Annotated in this window: 18 protein-coding genes; 14 read left to right on the top strand and 4 right to left on the bottom strand. The window is 53.9% G+C overall.

Features of this window, described 5'->3' with window-relative positions; genetic code table 11:
* Position 1: 1 nt before the first annotated feature.
* Positions 2 to 349, top strand: a complete 348-nt coding sequence (gene yajC, locus FE783_RS01460; RefSeq protein ID WP_138877532.1) for a preprotein translocase subunit YajC — start codon at positions 2 to 4, stop codon at positions 347 to 349.
* Between the two features lie 81 nt (positions 350 to 430).
* Here yajC and FE783_RS01455 read toward each other — a convergent pair whose 3' ends face one another.
* On the bottom strand, positions 431 to 1,282 hold the full coding sequence (locus tag FE783_RS01455) for a phosphatase PAP2 family protein (RefSeq protein WP_138877531.1): 852 nt from the start codon (positions 1,280 to 1,282) through the stop codon (positions 431 to 433).
* 105 nt (positions 1,283 to 1,387) lie between these two features.
* Positions 1,388 to 1,777, bottom strand: coding sequence for a TIGR04086 family membrane protein (locus tag FE783_RS01450; RefSeq protein ID WP_138877530.1), 390 nt, complete (start codon positions 1,775 to 1,777; stop codon positions 1,388 to 1,390).
* 163 nt (positions 1,778 to 1,940) lie between these two features.
* Between FE783_RS01450 and FE783_RS01445 the strand changes: the two genes are divergently transcribed.
* Positions 1,941 to 2,639, top strand: coding sequence for a DUF421 domain-containing protein (locus FE783_RS01445; RefSeq protein WP_138877529.1), 699 nt, complete (start codon positions 1,941 to 1,943; stop codon positions 2,637 to 2,639).
* 22 nt (positions 2,640 to 2,661) lie between these two features.
* On the opposite strand, the gene spoVB is transcribed toward FE783_RS01445, so the two are convergent.
* Complete coding sequence (gene spoVB / locus FE783_RS01440) at positions 2,662 to 4,212, bottom strand: stage V sporulation protein B (protein ID WP_138877528.1); 1,551 nt, start codon at positions 4,210 to 4,212, stop codon at positions 2,662 to 2,664.
* 182 nt (positions 4,213 to 4,394) lie between these two features.
* Between spoVB and FE783_RS01435 the strand changes: the two genes are divergently transcribed.
* From FE783_RS01435 to FE783_RS01400, 8 genes are all read left to right on the top strand, one after another.
* Positions 4,395 to 4,676 (top strand): post-transcriptional regulator, encoded by a 282-nt coding sequence (locus FE783_RS01435; protein ID WP_138877527.1) that lies wholly within the window; start codon positions 4,395 to 4,397, stop codon positions 4,674 to 4,676.
* Between the two features lie 146 nt (positions 4,677 to 4,822).
* Complete coding sequence (gene secD / locus FE783_RS01430) at positions 4,823 to 6,055, top strand: protein translocase subunit SecD (protein WP_138877526.1); 1,233 nt, start codon at positions 4,823 to 4,825, stop codon at positions 6,053 to 6,055.
* The gene (gene secF / locus FE783_RS01425; protein WP_138877525.1) at positions 6,045 to 6,962 is read left to right on the top strand and encodes a protein translocase subunit SecF; all 918 of its coding nucleotides are present in this window, start codon (positions 6,045 to 6,047) and stop codon (positions 6,960 to 6,962) included. Before secD ends, secF begins: the two co-directional genes overlap by 11 nt.
* Positions 6,963 to 7,013: 51 nt before the next feature.
* The gene (locus tag FE783_RS01420) at positions 7,014 to 7,964 is read left to right on the top strand and encodes a cation diffusion facilitator family transporter (protein ID WP_138877524.1); all 951 of its coding nucleotides are present in this window, start codon (positions 7,014 to 7,016) and stop codon (positions 7,962 to 7,964) included.
* A 43-nt stretch (positions 7,965 to 8,007) separates the two neighbouring features.
* The gene (gene recJ / locus FE783_RS01415) at positions 8,008 to 10,431 is read left to right on the top strand and encodes a single-stranded-DNA-specific exonuclease RecJ (RefSeq protein ID WP_138877523.1); all 2,424 of its coding nucleotides are present in this window, start codon (positions 8,008 to 8,010) and stop codon (positions 10,429 to 10,431) included.
* Positions 10,428 to 10,940, top strand: coding sequence for an adenine phosphoribosyltransferase (locus tag FE783_RS01410; protein ID WP_138877522.1), 513 nt, complete (start codon positions 10,428 to 10,430; stop codon positions 10,938 to 10,940). The genes recJ and FE783_RS01410 overlap by 4 nt, the downstream gene beginning before the upstream one ends.
* A gap of 263 nt (positions 10,941 to 11,203) precedes the next feature.
* Positions 11,204 to 12,229: a BMP family lipoprotein gene (locus FE783_RS01405; protein WP_138877521.1), complete on the top strand. Its 1,026-nt coding sequence runs from the start codon at positions 11,204 to 11,206 to the stop codon at positions 12,227 to 12,229.
* A gap of 8 nt (positions 12,230 to 12,237) precedes the next feature.
* The gene (locus FE783_RS01400) at positions 12,238 to 13,767 is read left to right on the top strand and encodes a SpoIIE family protein phosphatase (protein ID WP_138877520.1); all 1,530 of its coding nucleotides are present in this window, start codon (positions 12,238 to 12,240) and stop codon (positions 13,765 to 13,767) included.
* 45 nt (positions 13,768 to 13,812) lie between these two features.
* Here FE783_RS01400 and uraA read toward each other — a convergent pair whose 3' ends face one another.
* Positions 13,813 to 15,093 carry a uracil permease gene (gene uraA / locus FE783_RS01395; RefSeq protein ID WP_138877519.1) on the bottom strand — a complete coding sequence of 427 codons (1,281 nt, stop codon included), beginning with the start codon at positions 15,091 to 15,093 and terminating at the stop codon, positions 13,813 to 13,815.
* Positions 15,094 to 15,314: 221 nt separating this feature from the next.
* Between uraA and FE783_RS01390 the strand changes: the two genes are divergently transcribed.
* From FE783_RS01390 to FE783_RS37355, 4 genes are all read left to right on the top strand, one after another.
* On the top strand, positions 15,315 to 17,501 hold the full coding sequence (locus tag FE783_RS01390; protein WP_138877518.1) for a RelA/SpoT family protein: 2,187 nt from the start codon (positions 15,315 to 15,317) through the stop codon (positions 17,499 to 17,501).
* A 15-nt stretch (positions 17,502 to 17,516) separates the two neighbouring features.
* A complete protein-coding gene (gene dtd, locus FE783_RS01385) occupies positions 17,517 to 17,957 on the top strand; it encodes a D-aminoacyl-tRNA deacylase (RefSeq protein ID WP_138877517.1) in 441 nt (146 codons plus the stop codon).
* A 155-nt stretch (positions 17,958 to 18,112) separates the two neighbouring features.
* Positions 18,113 to 18,907: a (2Fe-2S)-binding protein gene (locus FE783_RS01380; RefSeq protein ID WP_158301567.1), complete on the top strand. Its 795-nt coding sequence runs from the start codon at positions 18,113 to 18,115 to the stop codon at positions 18,905 to 18,907.
* A gap of 158 nt (positions 18,908 to 19,065) precedes the next feature.
* A complete protein-coding gene (locus FE783_RS37355; RefSeq protein ID WP_158301566.1) occupies positions 19,066 to 19,242 on the top strand; it encodes a hypothetical protein in 177 nt (58 codons plus the stop codon).
* Positions 19,243 to 19,323 lie beyond the last annotated feature (81 nt).

Below are 19,323 nucleotides of genomic sequence, written 5' to 3'. Positions count from 1 at the left end.
CATGTGGAATTTGGCAGGAGACGCGGCAGCAACGACAGCCGGAACGGGCAGCTACTTGACGACGATCATTCCGTTCGTGCTCATGTTTGCCGTACTGTACTTCTTGTTGATCCGCCCTCAGCAGAAAAGACAGAAAACCCGCAATTCGATGCTGAACCAGCTTAAAAAAGGGGACAAAGTGACGACGATCGGCGGCTTGCACGGCACGATCATGGAGATTACGGACGATATCGTCGTACTTCGCGTCAACGATTCGACGAAGCTTACATTCGACCGATCGGCTGTAAATGCGGTATCCGCAACGGCACCGGCGGCAGCCGAGAAAGCCGCGGCCGAGAAAAAAGATTGAGCATGACCCGAGAGACCGGTAAGGTCTCTTTTTTGTTTGAAAAAAAAAAAAGCAGTCCCGAAGGACTGCCTGCTCGTTTTATTACCATTCGCTGTCGATATTCCGTTTCTTCAAGCCGACCCGGGAACCGGCGAACAGCGTCTTGCCTTCGCTCAGGCGAAGCGCGATGCGTGCCGCCAGCAGACCGAGCACCATGCCGGCCGCCATATCGGTCAGCCAATGAACGCCCAGATAGAAGATCGAGAAGATGACGATCGCCGCGCAAGCCGGGGCGAATATTTTCCAGAAGCCGTTCCTGGACCTGAGTGCGATCATCGCCATCGTCACGGAAATCGAGGTGTGAAGGCTCGGAAAGCAGTTGTCCAAATCCGAAAGCGGTCTGTAATCATTCTCGAACGTAGGAAACGCGTCAAGCATCAAAAACTTCACGTTCGGGTTAAATGCGTGCACTTCCGTAACCGGAAAAAACAAATAAAACGGAATGGCGATCATATAGTTGATCATCAAAGCATAGCAAACGGCGTAAAAAAGCTTGAAATTGCGCTGGTACGCGTAAATGCCGATCGAGGCGATCATGACCGCCGGAAAAACGACGACATAAAAAAAAGTAAGAAACGATGTCAATATATCATTTTCGAACAATCTTTGAAAAACGGCTACGAAATCGCCCTCGAGCCCATAGACGGAAGGGGTAAAATCGCTAGTACTCTGCATGCTATTTTCCAAAGAAATCTCTACTTTATTGAAGAACAGGATGACGACGATCCCGAGCAGGTGAAGCAAAAATTTCCGATTCGTAAACAGCTCCTGTACGAAAATGCCGGCCGCATGAAACGGGTACAACGGATTTCTCTTTAGGGAGAGAAACAACAGCACGTAGATGGTAATGACGATTAGTACGGTAGCGTGGGTCATGGATTGTATAATAAACAAGATGTTTCCCCCTAAAATATGGTGGGTAGCGCGTCGAGAACTAAGATATTATATCACACCCAGAGGGAAAGGTGAAAGAATTCCAGAATTTTCAATTTTCAGACATCATTTTTTGGCATTTACGCCGAACATGCCGCCCAGCGCTCCGGCCGGAATCGAAACCGCCAGCATGACGGCCGTATCTTTGCCGAGTCCGGCATCGAAGCTCAAAAAACCGATCAGCACGACGATGACCGTATACAGCAATCCGAGCAACGCCCCATGGTACCAGCCTTTGCTGCCCGACCGTTTGCCACTTGAAAACCCGCCGAACAAGGAAGCGATTGCATGGATAAAAAAGGTGGCCGTCGTCAGCAGCTCTTCCGTCACATTCGTCATCGCGACGATCAAGGAGGCCGACACGGCTCCGATGCAAAGCCACATAAACGCATTTACTACGCCGGATAACAGCGGTGACGTAATCCGGATCCGCGGCAATTTGGATACAGGATTCATTCGGATATACACCTCGCAACTTGTTTTTGTACCCATTGTATGGGGGACTTGGCCGATTTAGTACAAGACCTTGGCAATTATTGAATACCCGGCTTTTGCATGACGAGGTTGGTTAGCGGTCAGAATACCAATGAAAATCCGAACGTGCGAGGAGTCGAAGAAGATGGAGCTTTGGATCATTTTTTTGCGCACCGTGCTCATATACTTCGTCGTATTTATCGTCATGCGCCTGATGGGGAAAAGGGAAATCGGCAAGCTGTCCATATTCGATCTGGTCATTTCCATCATGATCGCCGAAATCGCCGCGTTCATTATCGATGACCCGCATATGCCGATTATGGAAGGTATTTTGCCTATTGTTACCCTGGTGATGATCCAGATCGGCATCGCCTTTCTGACGCTCAAAAGCCGCACGATGCGGGTATGGTTTGACGGGGAACCGAGCTATTTGATCGAGAACGGTCAGTTGAATCAGGAAGAAATGCGGAAGCAGAGGTATACGTTGGACGATTTGATGATGCAGCTGCGGGAAAAGTCCGTTACCCGAACATCCGACGTCGAATTCGCGGTGCTGGAAACGTCGGGCAAGCTGTCGGTCATCGAGAAGGAGAAGCAGCAGAACGGCCAGCCGAAGACCGGTGCCGATTCTCCTTCCAATGCTCCGCGAATCCGGTACGAAGGCCTGCCGCTGCCGTTAATCATGGACGGCAAAGTGCAGGACGATAACTTGGAGAAGTTGGGGAAGACGCGATTTTGGCTGAAAAACGAGCTGCAGGCCAAAGGAGTCAACGATTTCAAGCAAGTTTTCTTTTGTACGATCGATCATCGGGGCCGGTTGTTTTTGGATAGGAAAAGGTATTGAGCCGTCATTGCTTTCCCGCAGCTTATTTCTTGCCAATCCAAGGAATCCGCGTCATATCGCTCCGATCCACCAGCTTGAGCGCGAAAATTCCGACCAAATACACAACCGCGCTGATGACGGATGCGGCGAGAAAGCGCAGGAAAGGTCCGCCGTACAAAGTCTGGTTCATGACCGCGTAGCAGCAAACGCCCATTACCGCGGCGGCGATCGCCGTTTTCCAATAGTCTCCGCCTTTCATGTGGAAGTTCAACAACCTCGACACGCTGCGCCAATGGAGCATCGTCACCAGCACGATGTTGATATTGATCGCAACCACCGCTCCCAAAATGCCCCATTGAGGGCGGGATGCCAAGTAGCATATAAGCGCCAGCTTGACTATGGCCCCGACGAGCGTGTTCACCAGCGCATTGCCGGGCCGGTCCAGCGCTTGCAGAACAGCCTGCAGCGGTCCTTGGAAATAGAGGAACAAGGCGAACGGAGCCATCATTTTAAGCATTTTGCCCACTTCCGCATTTTTGTATAAAAAGAAGCAAAGCGGCTCGGCCAGTACGTACATGATGACTACGAAAGGAGCGCCGGTAACCAAAGCAAGACGAAGCGACTGGTGAAGCCGTATGTGGATCGTCTTCATATCTTTGCGAGCAGCCGCATCCGACAGTGTCGGGATTAATGAAACGGAAAGCGAATACGTGAGCGCCCCGGGCAAGTACAGAATCGGGATGACCATCCCTTGCAGCACGCCGTATTGCGCCGTAGCCAGTGCGGTGGCGACTCCGGCAACGGCAAGGCTTTGGGCGATCAGAATCGATTCGAGCAAATAAGATGCCGAACCTACGAGCTTGCTCGCCGTTACCGGTACGGCGATGGAGAATAGTTCGCGCGGTCGGAAAATGCCCGGTATCTTAATCGTTTCCGGTTTGGCGTTTGTACGGACTTGGCGGATTTTGCTTCGCCAATAGCTGAAGAGCAGCACGAGCATGCCGAACAACTCGCCGACGACTACTCCGATCATCGCGCCTGCGGCCGCCCACTGGATCCCATACGGAAGAAGCACGGATGCAAAGGTCAACATGGCGACGATGCGTACCAACGTTTCAACCACTTGGGACACGGCTGTCGGAATCATGTTGTGCCTGCCCTGGAAATAACCGCGATAGACGGCCGATACGGCTACGATCGGCAGGATGGGGCACATGCTCACGAAAGTATAGTACACTCTGGAGTCGGTCAGCAGGCGAGTCGTTATCCAAGGCGCGGCCCACGCGCAGAAAACCGTGAAAAATACGGCAAGAACGCACGTGATCGTAAGTGATACTTTCAGGATGGAGCGGATTTTGCGCTCGTCCTTATTCGATTCGGCTTCAGCGACGAGCTTCGCTACGGCAAGCGGAATGCCGCTGGAAATTATCGTGATGATGACGATCATGAACGGGTACCCTAATTGATATAGCCCAACGCCTTCCGGGCCGATGATGCGCGGGAGCGCAATGCGTGGAACGAAGCCCAGTATCCGGTTTACGATGCCGGCCGCGAGTAGAATCATAGTGCCTTTGATGAACGATTGCTTCCCCAATGCGGATTACTTCCTTCCATAATAGGATGGACTGGCCTGTTTTTTAATAAATATGCGGACAAGGAGCAAGCTCATGCAACATTTTTGGGGGAGGGCGATTCCGAGGAAGGATTCGGGGCTTCGACGGCGAATACATCAACCGTGAGGATCGCGAAGACGCGGCAGCTCAAGGAGGATTCGTGATGGATGACGATGCTTACGATACGGCGGAGCGAACCGGGTTGACGGACGAGGAACTGAATGAAACGTTCGAACAGCTGTGCTCCAGCAAGGCGGAGGAATTCCGGATGCTCGGATACGATCATGTAAGCGGTTCGGACATTTGGAGCTGCGTAAGCGACAAATATGCAAAAACCGGATATCCCCAACTGCATCAAATCGTCAACGATATTTTGTCGCTCAAGGTGACGACGCTCATGAACTGGTTGACGATGAGCATATACCGCAAAGACGCCCGTTTCTGACCGGAAACGCGGCTTTTTTTTGCGCGGTGTGTGGTACCCGGAATAAGCTGCGAAGCGTCACGTCACTTTTGGGGACCATGTCAAATTGACTCGATTTTAGGCGGTAGGTATAATAGGACTATTGAGTATGGAAGGGAGTCGCTTACATGAACATCAAACGATTGGCGGCATTTCTGCTTATCGTGATCGTTACGCTAGGAGTCGTGGCATGGTCAAGTCCCGGATTGCTTGCAAAAGTCAGACTTGGCTTGGACTTGAAAGGCGGCTTCGAAATTTTGTACGTGGCCGAGCCGATTGAGGCAGGCAAGGAAGTAACCCGCGATTCGCTGATCCAGACGGCGCAAAGCTTGGAGAAGCGGGCGAACGCAAGCGGCGTCGCAGAGCCCGACGTGACGACGGAAGGGACGAACCGGATTCGCGTCAAGCTGGCCGGCGTCGAGAACCAGGAGCAGGTCCGGGAGCTTCTCCGCAAACCGGCCGAGCTGTCGTTCCGCGGACCGGACGGGAAGAAGGAAATGATCGGAAGCGATTTCGTGGAAGGCGCGGCGAAGGTCGGGTTCGATACGGCGAACCGTCCGCTTATCCAGATCGAGGTCATAGACAAGGACAAATTCGCCGATGTTACGCGCAGGCTGCTGGGGCAGCCGCTCGCGATCTATTTGGATGAACAGCAATTGTCCGCTCCCATCGTGCAATCGGTATTGCCGGACGGGAAAGCTACGATTACGGGCAACTACACGTTTGAAGAAGCAACCGAACTGAAAGATATTATTAACTTGGGGGCTTTGCCGCTCAAGCTGACGGAGAAGTATACGCAATCGATCGGCGCTACCCTAGGCCTGCAGTCGCTGGAGCAGACGGTTAAGGCCGGTGTCATCGGCTCTTTGCTTATTCTGGTGTTCATGGTCGCCTTTTACCGCGTGCCCGGCATTGTCGCTGCCATTACGCTGATCGCCTACACATGGCTTGTACTCGTCGTCTTCTACCTGATGAATGCAACGCTGACGCTGCCGGGCATCGCGGCGCTCATTCTCGGGATCGGTATGGCGGTCGACGCCAATATTATCAAGTTCGAACGGATCAAGGAAGAAATCCGCAGCGGCAAAAGCTTGCTGTCGTCGTTGAAATCCGGCTCCAAGCACTCGATCCGTACGATCATGGACGCCAACATTACGAACATCATTTCAGGCGGCGTGCTCTACGCGATCGGAAACGGGGCGATCAAGGGGTTTGCCCTGACGATGATCGTGAGCATCCTGATCAGTATGTTGACGAACATCCTATTCTCGAAATTTTTGATCGATTTGCTCATTCGAAGCAACCTATTCAAGAAGCCGACGTATTTCGGCGTGAAGGAGGCAGACATCCGTGATCTCTAAACGTCGCTACGATTTTGTCAAAAATCGGAACATCTTTTTCATTGCCTCCTCGGCCATCACGATTATCGGGATTATTATGGTGCTCCTGTTCAACATGCACTACGGGGTCGACTTCAAATCCGGCACTTCGCTTGACTTGTCCCTCGGCAAGACGACGGATAAAGCCCAAGCCGAGCAAATATTCGCCGATGCGAAGCTTTCGCCTGTCATTCTTACAATCGGAGGGGCGAACAGCGACCGCGTGTCGGCCCGTTACGACGAAGTGTTGACGGAAGAGCAGGTTAAAATGCTGACTGCGGCTTTCACAAGCGTATTCGGCAATCAAGTCAGCAGCGAAGTAAACACGGTTTCGCCGGATATGGCGAACGAGATGAAGAATAAAGCCATGCTCGCCGTAGGCGTCGCCAGCATCGCGATCAGCTTGTATGTGACGATCCGGTTCGAATGGCGGTTTGCGCTGTCGGCGATTATCACGATTTTATATGATGCGTTTTTCGTTATCGCGATTTTCTCGATATTCCGGCTGGAGGTCGACCTGCCTTTCGTCGCGGCCGTTCTGACGACGATCGGCTACTCGATCAACGACAAGATCGTTATTTTGGACCGGATCAGGGAAAACCTCCGGTTCGCCAAGCTGAAGACGGACGCCGATTTGTCGGAGCTAGTCAATACGAGCATCTGGCAAACGATGGGACGTTCGATCAATACCGTCGTAACCGTCTTGATCGCCGCCTTTTGCTTATACTTGTTCGGCAGCGAGTCGATCAAATTGTTCGCTTTGGCGAAGATGATCGGTTTGGTAAGCGGGGTTTATTCCTCGATTTGCCTTGCGACGCCGATGTGGTATTTGTTGAAAAGATCGTCGCTCCGATCGGTTAAAGCTGCGCCGGCCAAAGCGAACCCGTAATCGGCAATTGCGCAAGCGAACGATGGTTTCAATCACGTAGGAGGGGCCCACATGTCGGATCAGCGTTTTCAAAAAGCGCAATTTGCGGCCTGGGTAGGCATATTCGGAAATATTGCGCTCGCGGTCATGAAGGGAATCGTCGGTTGGCTGTCAGGCAGTAAGGCGCTGCTCGCCGATGCGGCGAATTCGGCTTCGGACGTCGCCGGATCGGTGGCGGTGTTGATCGGGCTGAAAGCGGCCAAACGTCCTGCCGACGAGGACCATCCGTACGGTCACGGCAAGGCGGAATCGGTTTCCGCCATTGTCGTGTCGGTGCTGCTGCTTCTGGTCGGTCTGGAAATCGGCTACAATTCCGTCAAAACGATAGTTAACGGAGTGGGCGAAGCTCCGAAGGAGTACGCTCTCATTGCGATCGGGATCTCGATCGTCGTCAAAGAATTTTTGTTCCAGTACAACTTCCGCTTGGGCAAGAAGCTGTCCAGCCATGCGCTCATCGCAAGCGCCTGGGATCACAGAACCGACGTCATGTCGTCCGTGGCGGTGCTGATCGGGGTCGGGGGAGCGCTGCTCGGCGGCTATTCGGGCCAGCCGCTCTTATATTATTTGGACCCGGCAGCCGGGCTCTTCGTAGCTTGTCTCGTTCTGCGCATGGGCTACAAGCTCGTCAAGGAATCGATCCATACGACGATCGATCACGTGCTGCATCAGGAAGAAACCGAGGAATTGCTCGAAACCGCGCTGCGCGTCAAAGGCGTTATCGCCGTAAACGAGCTGCGCGCCCGCGAGCACGGCCATTATGTAATCGTTGACATTAAAATTAGCGTAAACCCGAAGATTACGGTCATTGAGGGCCATGACATCGGCAAGTCGGTCAAACATCAGCTGCTCGGCAAGTTCAGCCACGTTTCCGACGTATTCGTTCACGTAAACCCCTACGATCCGGGATATCCGTACAAAGACGTCGATTCGGAGCATCCGGATTTTCCTACTTTGCTGCATTGACTATTTAGTAATCTTCGCTTTTGGGATTTGGGGAGGGGAGACCTTGCTTCATTCGAAAGCAAAATGGCAGGTTCACGATATCGATCGGGCGGCTGCAGACGTTTTGTGCGCGGAATTGAAGCTCCATCCCGTCATCGCCGCCCTGCTGGCGGCAAGAGGCATAACCGATACCGGGGAAGCGGAACGCTTCCTCAAAGGGGGAAAGGATCATTTTCATGATCCTTTTCTGCTGGATGGAATGGATTCGGCGGTCGCCCGCATTCGGCAGGCGCTGCAGTCCGGCGAGAAAATACGTGTATACGGAGACTACGATGCGGACGGGGTCAGCAGCACATCGCTCATGACCCACCTGCTCCGCAGGCTGGAAGCCCGTTTCGACACGTACATACCGCACAGAGCGAACGAAGGATACGGCTTGAACGAGAAGGCGATCGAGCTGGCCAAGCAAAGCGGCGTATCGCTGATCGTGACCGTCGATACCGGAATAAGCGCAAGGGAACAAGTAGCCTATGCAACCAAGCTCGGCATCGACATCGTCGTAACGGATCACCACGAGCCTCCGGAGCTGCTGCCCGATGCGGTCTCCGTTATTAATCCGAAGAAGCCCGCATGTCCGTATCCGTTCAAGCATTTGGCCGGCGTCGGCGTCGCGTTCAAGCTGGCGCATGCGCTGCTAGGCAAGCCGCCGCTCGATTTGCTGGAAATTGCCGCGATCGGTACGGTGGCCGATTTGATGCCGTTAACCGGCGAGAACCGTTCCATCGTCAAGCTCGGACTCGAGCGGATGCAGAAGAGCGGTTATGCGGGCATACAGGCGCTTCTGGAAGTATCCGGCATAGCCGATAAAGAAGTGACCGCGACGCATCTCGGCTTCTCGCTGGCTCCGCGGATCAATGCGAGCGGCCGTCTCGATCATGCCGGCGATGCCGTAACGTTGCTGACGACCGACGACAGAGAGGAAGCGGAACGGATCGCCGTATCTCTGGATGAACTGAACAAAGAGCGACAACGTATTGTAGAAGAGATAACGAACGACGCTCTGCAGCAGCTGTCCGAGGACGATCCGGACGGCAGGCGGAAAGTCATCGTCGTTGCCCGCGAAGGCTGGAACGTAGGAGTTATCGGTATTGTGGCGGCGAGAATACTCGAGCGATATTATCGCCCGGTCATCGTTCTCGGGATTGATCCCGATACCGGCATGGCCAAAGGCTCGGCCCGCTCGATTCCCGGTTATGACATGTACCGGGCGTTGACCGAATGCGCGGAGCTGCTCGACCATTACGGCGGACATCAAGCGGCTGCCGGTATGACCGTTCACCGGGATAGGCTGGACGAATTCCGCGACAAGCTGAACGCGCTTGCCGAGGAGTGGCTCGACGATGAACAGCTGACCCCGGTGTATCAAGCCGACGCCGAGTTCGGGCTCTCCGACGTAACGGTCGACTTTATCCGCCAGATCGAGTCGCTGGCTCCGTTCGGCATGGGCAATCCGGCTCCCCGCTTTGTCCTGTCCAATCTGCACATACAGGAGAAGCGGGCGCTCGGCAAAGACCGCCAGCATATGAAGCTGACGCTGGCTCAGTCCGATCCTTCCTCATCCGGCACGGTGGAAGCGCTCGGGTTCGGCCGGGGCGGGCTGCTCGAGCTTATCTCGACGACGGCGAAGGTCGACATATTGGGCGAACTCGGGATCAACGAATGGAACGGGGTACGCAAGCCGCAAATCGTCATTCACGATATGCGTGTTCCTCACGTGCAAGTTTTCGACTGGCGGGGCGTGAAGCAAGGCGTAGACAAATTCGCCGAAGTGAGCGCTGACGGCGGCAACCGTCCGCAAGCCTGCAAGGCCATCGTCGTCGAGGCAAATGCGCCTTCCCGTCTTATCGACCCCGACCGGATTTCGTGCGGATTATGGGCGATGGATGCGCAGAACGGCATCGTTCCTTTGAATGCGGAGGCAACCGGCGGAAGCTTCTCCGACGCCGAGGATGTGCTGCTGTTGTCTCTTCCGGATCGGCTGGAAGCGTTCGAGACGATGCTCGAGCAATGCCGGGCCAAACGCATCTATGCGGTATTCGCGGATTGGGACCGGGATTTTGCCAAAGTACCTTCCCGCGATGCGTTCAAGCAGTTGTATCAAGCCGTTGTCCAGAGAAACAGTTGGCCGGCCGGTCAAATTGATTTTCTCGAACCGCTTCGCCGCAAGCTGGGATTATCCGACGCCTTGATCCGGTTCATGCTGAATGTTTTTGAGGAATTGGACTTTATTGTACAAAAGAACGGAACGGTGCAGGCCGCCGTTTCTCCGCGCAAGCGGGATATGAACGAGTCGCGCGCTTACGGAAACAAGCTCGCGCGCGGCGAGGTCGAGCAAGCGCTCGTTTATACGAATGCACAGCAGCTGTCGGAATGGATTGCCGACCGGCTGTCGGCGAAACCGAAACGTTTGATGGAGGGAATAGGATGAACTTGAAAGAGCATATCCGGGTGATCCCGGATTTCCCGCAGCCGGGAATCCGCTTCAAGGATATTACGACTTTGCTGAGCAACGGTCCGGTTTATAAGGAAGTCATCGACCATTTGGCGAACCATTACCGGGATAAAGGAATCGAGCTGGTGGCAGGACCGGAGGCGCGGGGCTTCGTCATCGGGGCGCCTCTTGCTTATGCGCTCGGCGTAGGCTTCGTACCGATCCGCAAAAGCGGCAAGCTTCCCGGAGAAACGATCGAAGCGGGCTATGATCTGGAATACGGCAAAGACAAGCTGGCCGTCCACAAAGATTCAATCCGCCCGGGCCAACGCGTGCTCATCGCCGATGATTTGCTTGCTACAGGCGGGACGATCTCGACAACGCTCAATCTGATCCGCCAGCTTGGAGGGGAAATTGCCGGCGCCGCGTTTTTGATCGAGCTGTCTTACTTGAACGGCCGGGAGAAGCTGGACGGCATCGACGTCCTGTCCCTTGTCCAATATTAATGCCGAATTATTTTCCGGGAAATAAGTCGCACGGTGGCAGCCGGCTTCGCCGAGTATTGTCGAAACGCAGCGGCTACCCGGAGGCGATATAGATTGAGATTAGGAGCTTTCCGCCAGCTAGGCGGCAGGCTCCTTTTTGCATGGGGAAAAAGATAGATTTGCAGCGGCGATAGAATGTTTAGAAGAGATTGTGTAAAATAAAGGAAAATGAATTTGTAGGACTATAGACCCGGAACGTCGACCGATTAAGGAGTACTTGAAACATGAGGGCAGTGTATGACACGGCAATGCTGCTTCTACTCGCAATCGTTGTGCTGAGCGGATGCGGACCGTCCAGGCAATCGGATAGCTTGGGAAGCAAGGTCAAAATCGGAGTCATGCTTGCAGATTACGGTTTGGGCGACCAGTCGTTCAACGATACCGCTTTCCTAGGATTGGTGAAGGCGAGAGACGAGCTGGATATTTTGTTCGATTATCGCGATTTGGTCAGCTCCTCGTCGTACCGGGACGGGCTGATCGAACTGATCGAGGATGAGAAGTGCACTTTGGTGATCGGGCTCGGCAACAATATGATTCAAGACTTTACGGAGGTCGCGAATTTGTATCCTTCCCGGCAGTTCCTCTTTATCGATCAGAGAATTGAGGCGCCGAACGTGACCTCGATTACGTTTAAAGAGGATGAAGGCAGCTTTCTGGCGGGCATCGTAGCCGGATTGAAGACGGAGACGAACACCGTAGGATTTATCGGAGGCATGGACATACCCGTAATCAATCGGTTCAGAGACGGATTCGCGGCCGGCGTGAAGACGGTCAATCCCGATGCGAACGTGATTGTGGAATATGCCGGCGATTTCGGCACTCCGGCGGCCGGGAAAGAAATTGCCGGCAGGTTCATTCAAGAGAGGAATACGGACATTATTTATCCGGCGGCCGGATTTACCGGTCTCGGGGCTATCGAGGAAGCGGCCTCCAAACACATCTATGCGATCGGTGTGGACAGCGATCAGTTTTACCTTGCCGAGAACACAGTCATTACTTCGATGGTCAAAAATATCGATGTAGCCGTCTACAAAGCAGTAAAGCAGCTTGTCGAGGAAGGGGCTCTATCGAACGATCATATAGAGCTCGGCATTGCAGACAGCGGGGTAGGCATAGCTCCCGTCCGGGTCGTTCCGCTAAGCGCCGAACAATCCGATCTGATTCAACTGTACCAAGATCGATTGCTTAACGGCACTATCGATATTCGCTCGCAAAGCGCGAGAGGCGGAACTATCCAGCGGGAAGGGTGAGCTTGCGCGTGAAGCTTCAAACCAAGCTTCTGCTTCATTCATTCATATCGATTGTTATCGCTCTATTGATTCTATCTTTTGTCATACTGCGGATGCTGGGCATGCAATCTACGGCGACTACGTTTTCCGACACATTGATTAAAGTCGAGCAGTTGAACAGCTCGATGGTCAGCTACCAGCAAGCGTTGGATAATTTCGGAAAAAACCCGACCGAAGGCAACCGGGTGAACGCGAATAATAAATATAAAGATTTTTTGCAAAAGGCTCTTCTTTTGGAAAGCGTCACGTTCGCGTCCGATAACGAGAAACGGCGTATCGCCATGATCCGCAGCAAAATCGACCATATCAAGACGGATATGAAAATCGTAGCGGCGTCCGATGAGAAAAATCGGATAGAAGCGATGAAGCTCTCCTCGAAAATGTTCGGCATCATGAACGACATTTATATTTTGAGCTTATCTCTTCACGAGCAGCATGACTTGCTGTCCAAACAAAACAACGGCAGCACCGTGACGATTTCGGTGGCGAGCGGGCTCATCCTGCTTCTCGTATCAAGCGTAATAAGCGTGTATATCACAAGAAGAATCGTACGGCCGATCAAAGCGTTAAGCGATTATTCGCAAAGGATCGCGTCCGGCGATTTATCGATTAAAGCGATCAACTATGATCAGAATGATGAAGTCGGTCAGCTGACCCGGTCGTTTCATACGATGAAGCTGAATTTGCGCGAGCTGATCGATACGATCAAGTCCAATGCGAATGAACTCAAGCACAGGAACGAACGGATTCAGGACAGCATCAGCTATGCCCAAAGAATCCAGCAGTCGATTATCCCGAGCGAGCGGAAGCTGGCCGAACTATTCCGCGACCATTTTCTGATTTGGAGTCCGAGAGACACTGTCGGAGGGGACTTTTACTGGACGCATAGGACGAAGAGAGGGTTCTATGTCGCCGTCGGAGACTGCACGGGCCATGGAGTTCCTGGGGCATTGATGACCATATTGTCGATCTCCAGCCTGAAGCATGTCGTGGATCAGGAGAAGGAGGACGACTTAAGCCCCGCCGACATTTTGCGGGATTTGAACCGGATGATCAAGAAAGCTTTGAACCAGCAAATCAAGGGCGGGCTGACGGATGACGGATTGGACATCGGTCTGTGCTACATCGAAGACGACAAGGTGACCTTCGCCGGCTCGAAGCTGTCGCTGTACAAGCAAACGGATGACGGATTGACCGAAATTAAAGGCGATAAGAAAAGCATCGGGTATCATAGAACCCCCGATGAGTACGAGTTTACGAATCATACGACCGAGGCTGACGCGAATACGACCTTCTTCATTACGACGGACGGGCTCGTTCACCAGAATGGCGGGGAAACCGATTATTCGTTAGGCAAGAAGCGGCTGATGCGAATGATTACGGAATATTCCGCGCTGCCTCTCGGCGGGCAGAAGGACGGATTGCTGTCCGAGCTGAGGAAGTATATGGGCGAAGTGCCACAGCGTGACGATATTACGGTGATCGCCTTCAAAGTGTAAGGAAAAAAGGATCTTCCGCCGAAGTGGCTGAAGATCCTAATCGTCTTACGCGTTTTCCTTCTCGTTGGAAAGTCCGAGAACGTCGCTCAGCTTGAAAAACAGGCTGAGCACGATGGCGACTACGGTGGCGAGCGCCATCCCTTTCATCTCGAAGTTGCCCCAGGCGACTTTCGCGCCGCTAATGCCGATGACGAGTACGATCGTGGTCAGCATCAGATTGGACGGCTTGGAATAATCGACCTTGCTCTCCACGAGCATCCTTATGCCCGAAGCGGCGATGACCCCGAACAGCAAGAGCGAGATGCCGCCCATGACCGCGAGCGGAATCGTGTTGATCAGCGCGGCCAGCTTGCCGACGAAGGAGAGCAGAATGGCGAATATCGCGGCGAGTCCGAGCACCCAAGTGGAATATACTTTCGTAATCGCCAGTACGCCGATGTTTTCCCCGTAGGTCGTATTCGGAGTCGAGCCGACGAAGCCGGACAAGATCGTCGACAGCCCGTTGCCGAGCAGAGAGCGGTCAAGACCCGGATCTTTCGTCAAATCTTTGCCGACGATATTGCCCGTTACGATCAAGTGGCCGATATGCTCGACGATGACGACCAGCGCCGCCGGAAGAATAACCAGGATGCTGGCCCAGTCCCATGACGGGCTGTAGAAGGTCGGATGGGCGAGCCATGCGGCTTCCCTTACCGGATCCAAGCTGACGAGACCGTTTGCGGCGGCGAGGGCGTAGCCCGCGATAATGCCGATCAGGATCGGGATGATTTTCAGAAAACCGCGGAACATTGCTTGTCCGACGATCGTAATGAGCAGCGTTACGATGGACACCATCACGGTTTTGCCGTCCATCGTCCAGTCCGCAGGAGCGTCCGAGCCCGGGATCAAGCCGGCCATGCTTGCGGCTACCGGTACAAGCTCGAGGCCGATGACCGCCACGATGGCGCCCATGGCAGCGGGAGGGAATACAATGTCGATCCAGCGCGTCCCGACCGCCTTGATCAGCAGGGCGACCAGGCAAAATACGACGCCTACTACGATGAAGCCGCCGAGCGCGGCGTTGTAGCCCTTCGTCCCGAGCACGACGAATACCGGAGAAAGAAAGGCGAAGCTCGAGCCTAAATAGGCAGGTATTTTTCCTTTGCAGAGCAACAGGTACAGCAGCGTTCCGATTCCGTTCATGAGCAGGATGGTGGCTGGATCCACCTTGAACAGGAATGGAACGAGAACCGTGGAGCCGAACATCGCGAACAAATGTTGAATGCCGAGCGGGATGCTCTTGAGTAATGGAGGACGTTCGTCCACCATTATGACGCGTTGCTGCATGGAGGGTCTCCTTTTTGGCATATAATTTCGACAATATGCTGTTTGCCAAGAAATAGGATAACAGAATTGTGTCGAAAAAGCACTTTCATTTTCGCAAAAAAGCGACTTATGGAACACACGAGCGCGTTGGCCGGAAATTGTCCCGTTTTAAGTTGACGCAAGAAGCATTCAAAGGCATAATGAAGAGAAAACGAATGTATGGCAGGAGTAGGTATAGTACGATGGGCATTGAGCAGTTACTGGAACGCGCGGCGGCATACTTGAAACCTAACGACCTCGTTCGAATCCGCGAAGCGTACGACTTCGCCGACCAAGCCCACTACGGGCAGGTGCGCAAATCGGGGGAGCCTTATATATTGCATCCGCTCGCTGTTGCCGAAATATTGGTGAATATGCAGATGGATGTCACCTCGGTCATCGCCGCCCTGCTGCACGATGTCGTCGAAGATACGACGGTGTCGCTCGATGCGGTGGAGAAGCAGTTCGGCAAAACGTGCGCGATGCTCGTCGACGGCCTGACCAAGCTTGAGAAAATCAAGTTTAAATCGAAGGAAGAGCAGCAAAACGAAAATTACCGGAAAATGTTCGTGGCTATGGCCCAGGACATTCGCGTTATCTTGATCAAGCTGGCCGACCGGCTGCACAATATGCGGACGCTCAAGTTCCAGTCCGAGGAAGCGCAGCGGCGCATCGCCGACGAGACGCTGGAAATATTTTGCCCGATCGCGCACCGGCTCGGGATTTCCGCGATCAAGTGGGAGATGGAGGATATCGCCCTCCGCTACTTGAACCCTCAGCAATATTACCGCATCGTCAATCTGATGCAGAAGAAGCGGGTCGAGCGCGAGAAGTATATCGACGACATTATCGGCAGCATCCGCAGCAAGCTCGGAGAGATGGGAATCGACGGCGACATTTCGGGACGTCCCAAACATATATACAGTATTTTCAAAAAGATGACGACCAAGAACAAGCAGTTCAACGAAATATACGATCTGCTCGCCATTCGGGTCATCGTCGACAATATTAAAGACTGCTATGCCACTCTCGGCATTATTCATACGCTGTGGAAGCCGATGCCGGGGCGGTTCAAAGACTATATCGCCATGCCTAAGCCGAATATGTACCAATCGCTTCATACGACGGTCGTAGGCCCGAGCGGGGAGCCGCTCGAGGTGCAAATCCGGACGTGGGATATGCACAAGACGTCCGAGTTCGGGATCGCCGCCCACTGGGCGTACAAGGAAGGCTCGATGGTGCCGTCCGGCGGCTTCGGCGACAGAATGAACTTTTTCCGCGAAATTTTGGAGCTTCAGCAGGAAACGCATGATGCGGCGGAGTTTATGGAATCGCTCAAAATGGACTTTTTCTCCGATCTCGTGTTCGTCTTCACTCCGAAAGGGGAAGTGATCGAGCTGCCGGCCGGCTCGGTTCCGCTCGATTTCGCTTACCGGATCCATACGGAAATCGGCAACCGGACGGTCGGGGCGAAGGTGAACGGGCGGATCGTGCCGCTCGATTACAAGCTCGGCACGGGCGATATCGTAGAAATTTTGACGTCCAAGCATTCATACGGGCCTAGTCAGGATTGGGTGAAAATTGCCCAGTCCTCCCATGCGCGCAGCAAAATCAAGCAATGGTTCAAGAAGGAAAAGCGAGAGGAAAACGTCCAGAAGGGCAAAGACGCGATCGACCGCGAGCTGAAACGGCTCGGTCTGGAGCCTTCTGCGGTAACGACCGACGACAATTTGCAGGAGGTCGCCAAGAAGTTCAACTTCAATGACATCGAGGATATGATGTCGGCGGTCGGCTTCGGCGGCATTACGGCGGCCCAGATTTGTACGAGACTGACGGACAAGCTTCGCAAGGAGAACGAAGAAGCGCAGTCGAAGGCGCTCGAGCTGACCAGCGAAGTGAAGGAAGTGAAGGCGCCCCTCGAGAAGAAAAGCCGACCTACGCACGGCGTCCGGGTCAAAGGCGTGGACAATATGCTCGTCCGGTTTGCGCGCTGCTGCAATCCGGTGCCCGGCGATCCGATTATCGGCTATATTACGCGCGGGCGAGGCGTATCCATTCACCGGGAAAACTGTACGAACATCCCGACGGGGGACGAGGACGATCAGAACAGGATGATCGACGTCGAATGGGAATCGGCGGTCGAAGCGAACTATCACGTCGAAATCGAGATAACGGGCCACGACAGGCGCGCTTTCCTGAACGAGGTGCTGCAGGCCGTCTCCGAAAGCAAAACGGTCATCTCCGCCGTATCCGGGCGTTCCGACAAAAACAAGATGGCGATCATCCATATGACCATTTTGATCAAAAATATCGATCATCTCCAGTCGGTCGTGGAGAAGATCAAGCGCGTGAGGGATATTTATTCCGTTCAGCGGATTATGCAGTCGTAAGGAGAGAGAACGGAATTGAGAATCGTAGTGCAGAGAAGCAAGGAAGCATGCGTCAAAGTGGACGGCGAGACAGTCGGGAGCATCGACCGGGGACTCGTCGTATTGGTCGGCGTAACGCATGAGGACACGGAGCAGGACGCCCGTTATTTGGCGGAGAAGCTGACCGGGCTGCGCATATTCGAGGACGGCGAAGGCAAGATGAACTTGTCGGTGCAGGATATCGGCGGCGAAGTGCTGTCGGTGTCGCAGTTTACGCTGTACGGAGACGTCCGCAAAGGAAAGCGGCCCAACTTCATGGCGGCCGCCCGGCCGGATCAGGCCAAGCCGCTGTACGAGCGGTTCAACGAGCTGATGCGGGAGCAAGGACTGCGCGTGGCGACCGGCGTGTTCGGCGCGATGATGGATGTGGAACTGACGAATTGGGGGCCGGTGACGCTCGTAATCGAGAGTCGCTGAGGCTCTTTTTTTTATGCCGGCGAGAAATAGCGGATGGTTGCAGCTTGCCGGCTAAAATCGTGTATGGTAATTCCGACCCAAAGTTGGTATAATGATTATCATTATCAGTGATAGTAATGAACATGCACGATACATATAGCGAGGAAGTGGGTACCGTGGATTTCGAATGTTTGCAGAAATTCAACGTCGGATTGAATGAGAAGGAGCATGTCGTTTATTCCGTGGCGGCGGCGCGTCTTGGCGACCGGGAAGTGATGGAGCAGCTGATCGAAGCGTATGCCCCGCTTATAAAGGCGCTTGACCGGACTGCGGCCGCGACTTACTTTTGCAACCAATTCGCCAATGCGTGCCTTGCCTTACAGTATGCCGTATCCGTATTGGGGAAATCGATCGATTTATCGCTTGACAATATGACCGTACAATTGTTCGCCCATGAAGGAAAGTATGGAGTTGCTTACAAGCTGGATCGCTGGGCGGAGCAAGCGGCGCCCTCGGACGCAATGGAACGCCGCCTGTGGCTGGAACGGGTATTGACCGACTTTTACGGGAAGACCGTCAAGCCTCTTTATGAATCGGCGGCAGTCATCGGCGACGTCGATGCGGGCCAAATGTGGGGGCTGCTGCCGACGCGATTCAACTATATGACCGAACAGTGGCTTCTGGCCGAGGAGAGCGAGTCGATCCGTTCCGCCATTTCCGACGATTATGCCTTTCTCAAGCACGAGGTGCCCGCTTCCGTGTTTGGCCGGAGCAAAAATCCGCTGGACGTAAAAATCCGCTGGATCGAGGACCTGAAAGACCCGTGCAAGCAAATCCGGATGAAAAACGTATGCTGCCAATATTACCGGACCGAAGGCGGCTACTACTGCTATACATGCCCCCGGATGAAGGAAGCGGATCGCGAGGAGCGCCGCATCAAGGCGAGGCAGTCCGAGCTCGTAACAACCTAAAGTCCGTTGAATGATGAGGAAGCCATGTCGCGAGTCGAGCGAATCGATTTGCAGGCAAGGCTTCTTTGCCGTTGTATGCCGAATCGAAGGCGGTGATGTTTTCTTTCCTCCGCTGCTGGAGAAACTGGTAATACACCATGCAACCAAGGAGACTGCCAATGCGCCGATCCAAAAAAGAAACGATATTGCTCGAACCGAACAACCGGCTTATGCACAACGACGTTCACGAATGCGCCGGGATGGAGAACGGTACTTTCGCAACGGAAGCCGCGCAGGAATGGGCATCGGGCCACGTTCATATCAAAAACTCGTCCCGTAAGCCCCCGAGAACGTAATCGGCGCGCTGCGGAGAAGCGGACGCCCCGCTGCCGCATTGACCTTGAATAGGATGCTCCGAGCGGCCGAATGTGGTACAC

It is taken from the genome of Paenibacillus mesophilus, assembly GCF_005938385.1.
In the GTDB taxonomy this organism is placed as follows: Bacteria; Bacillota; Bacilli; order Paenibacillales; family NBRC-103111; genus Paenibacillus_AB; species Paenibacillus_AB mesophilus.
The sequence above is the reverse complement of the archived record's forward strand: the minus strand, read 5'-3'. Positions and strand labels throughout refer to the sequence as shown.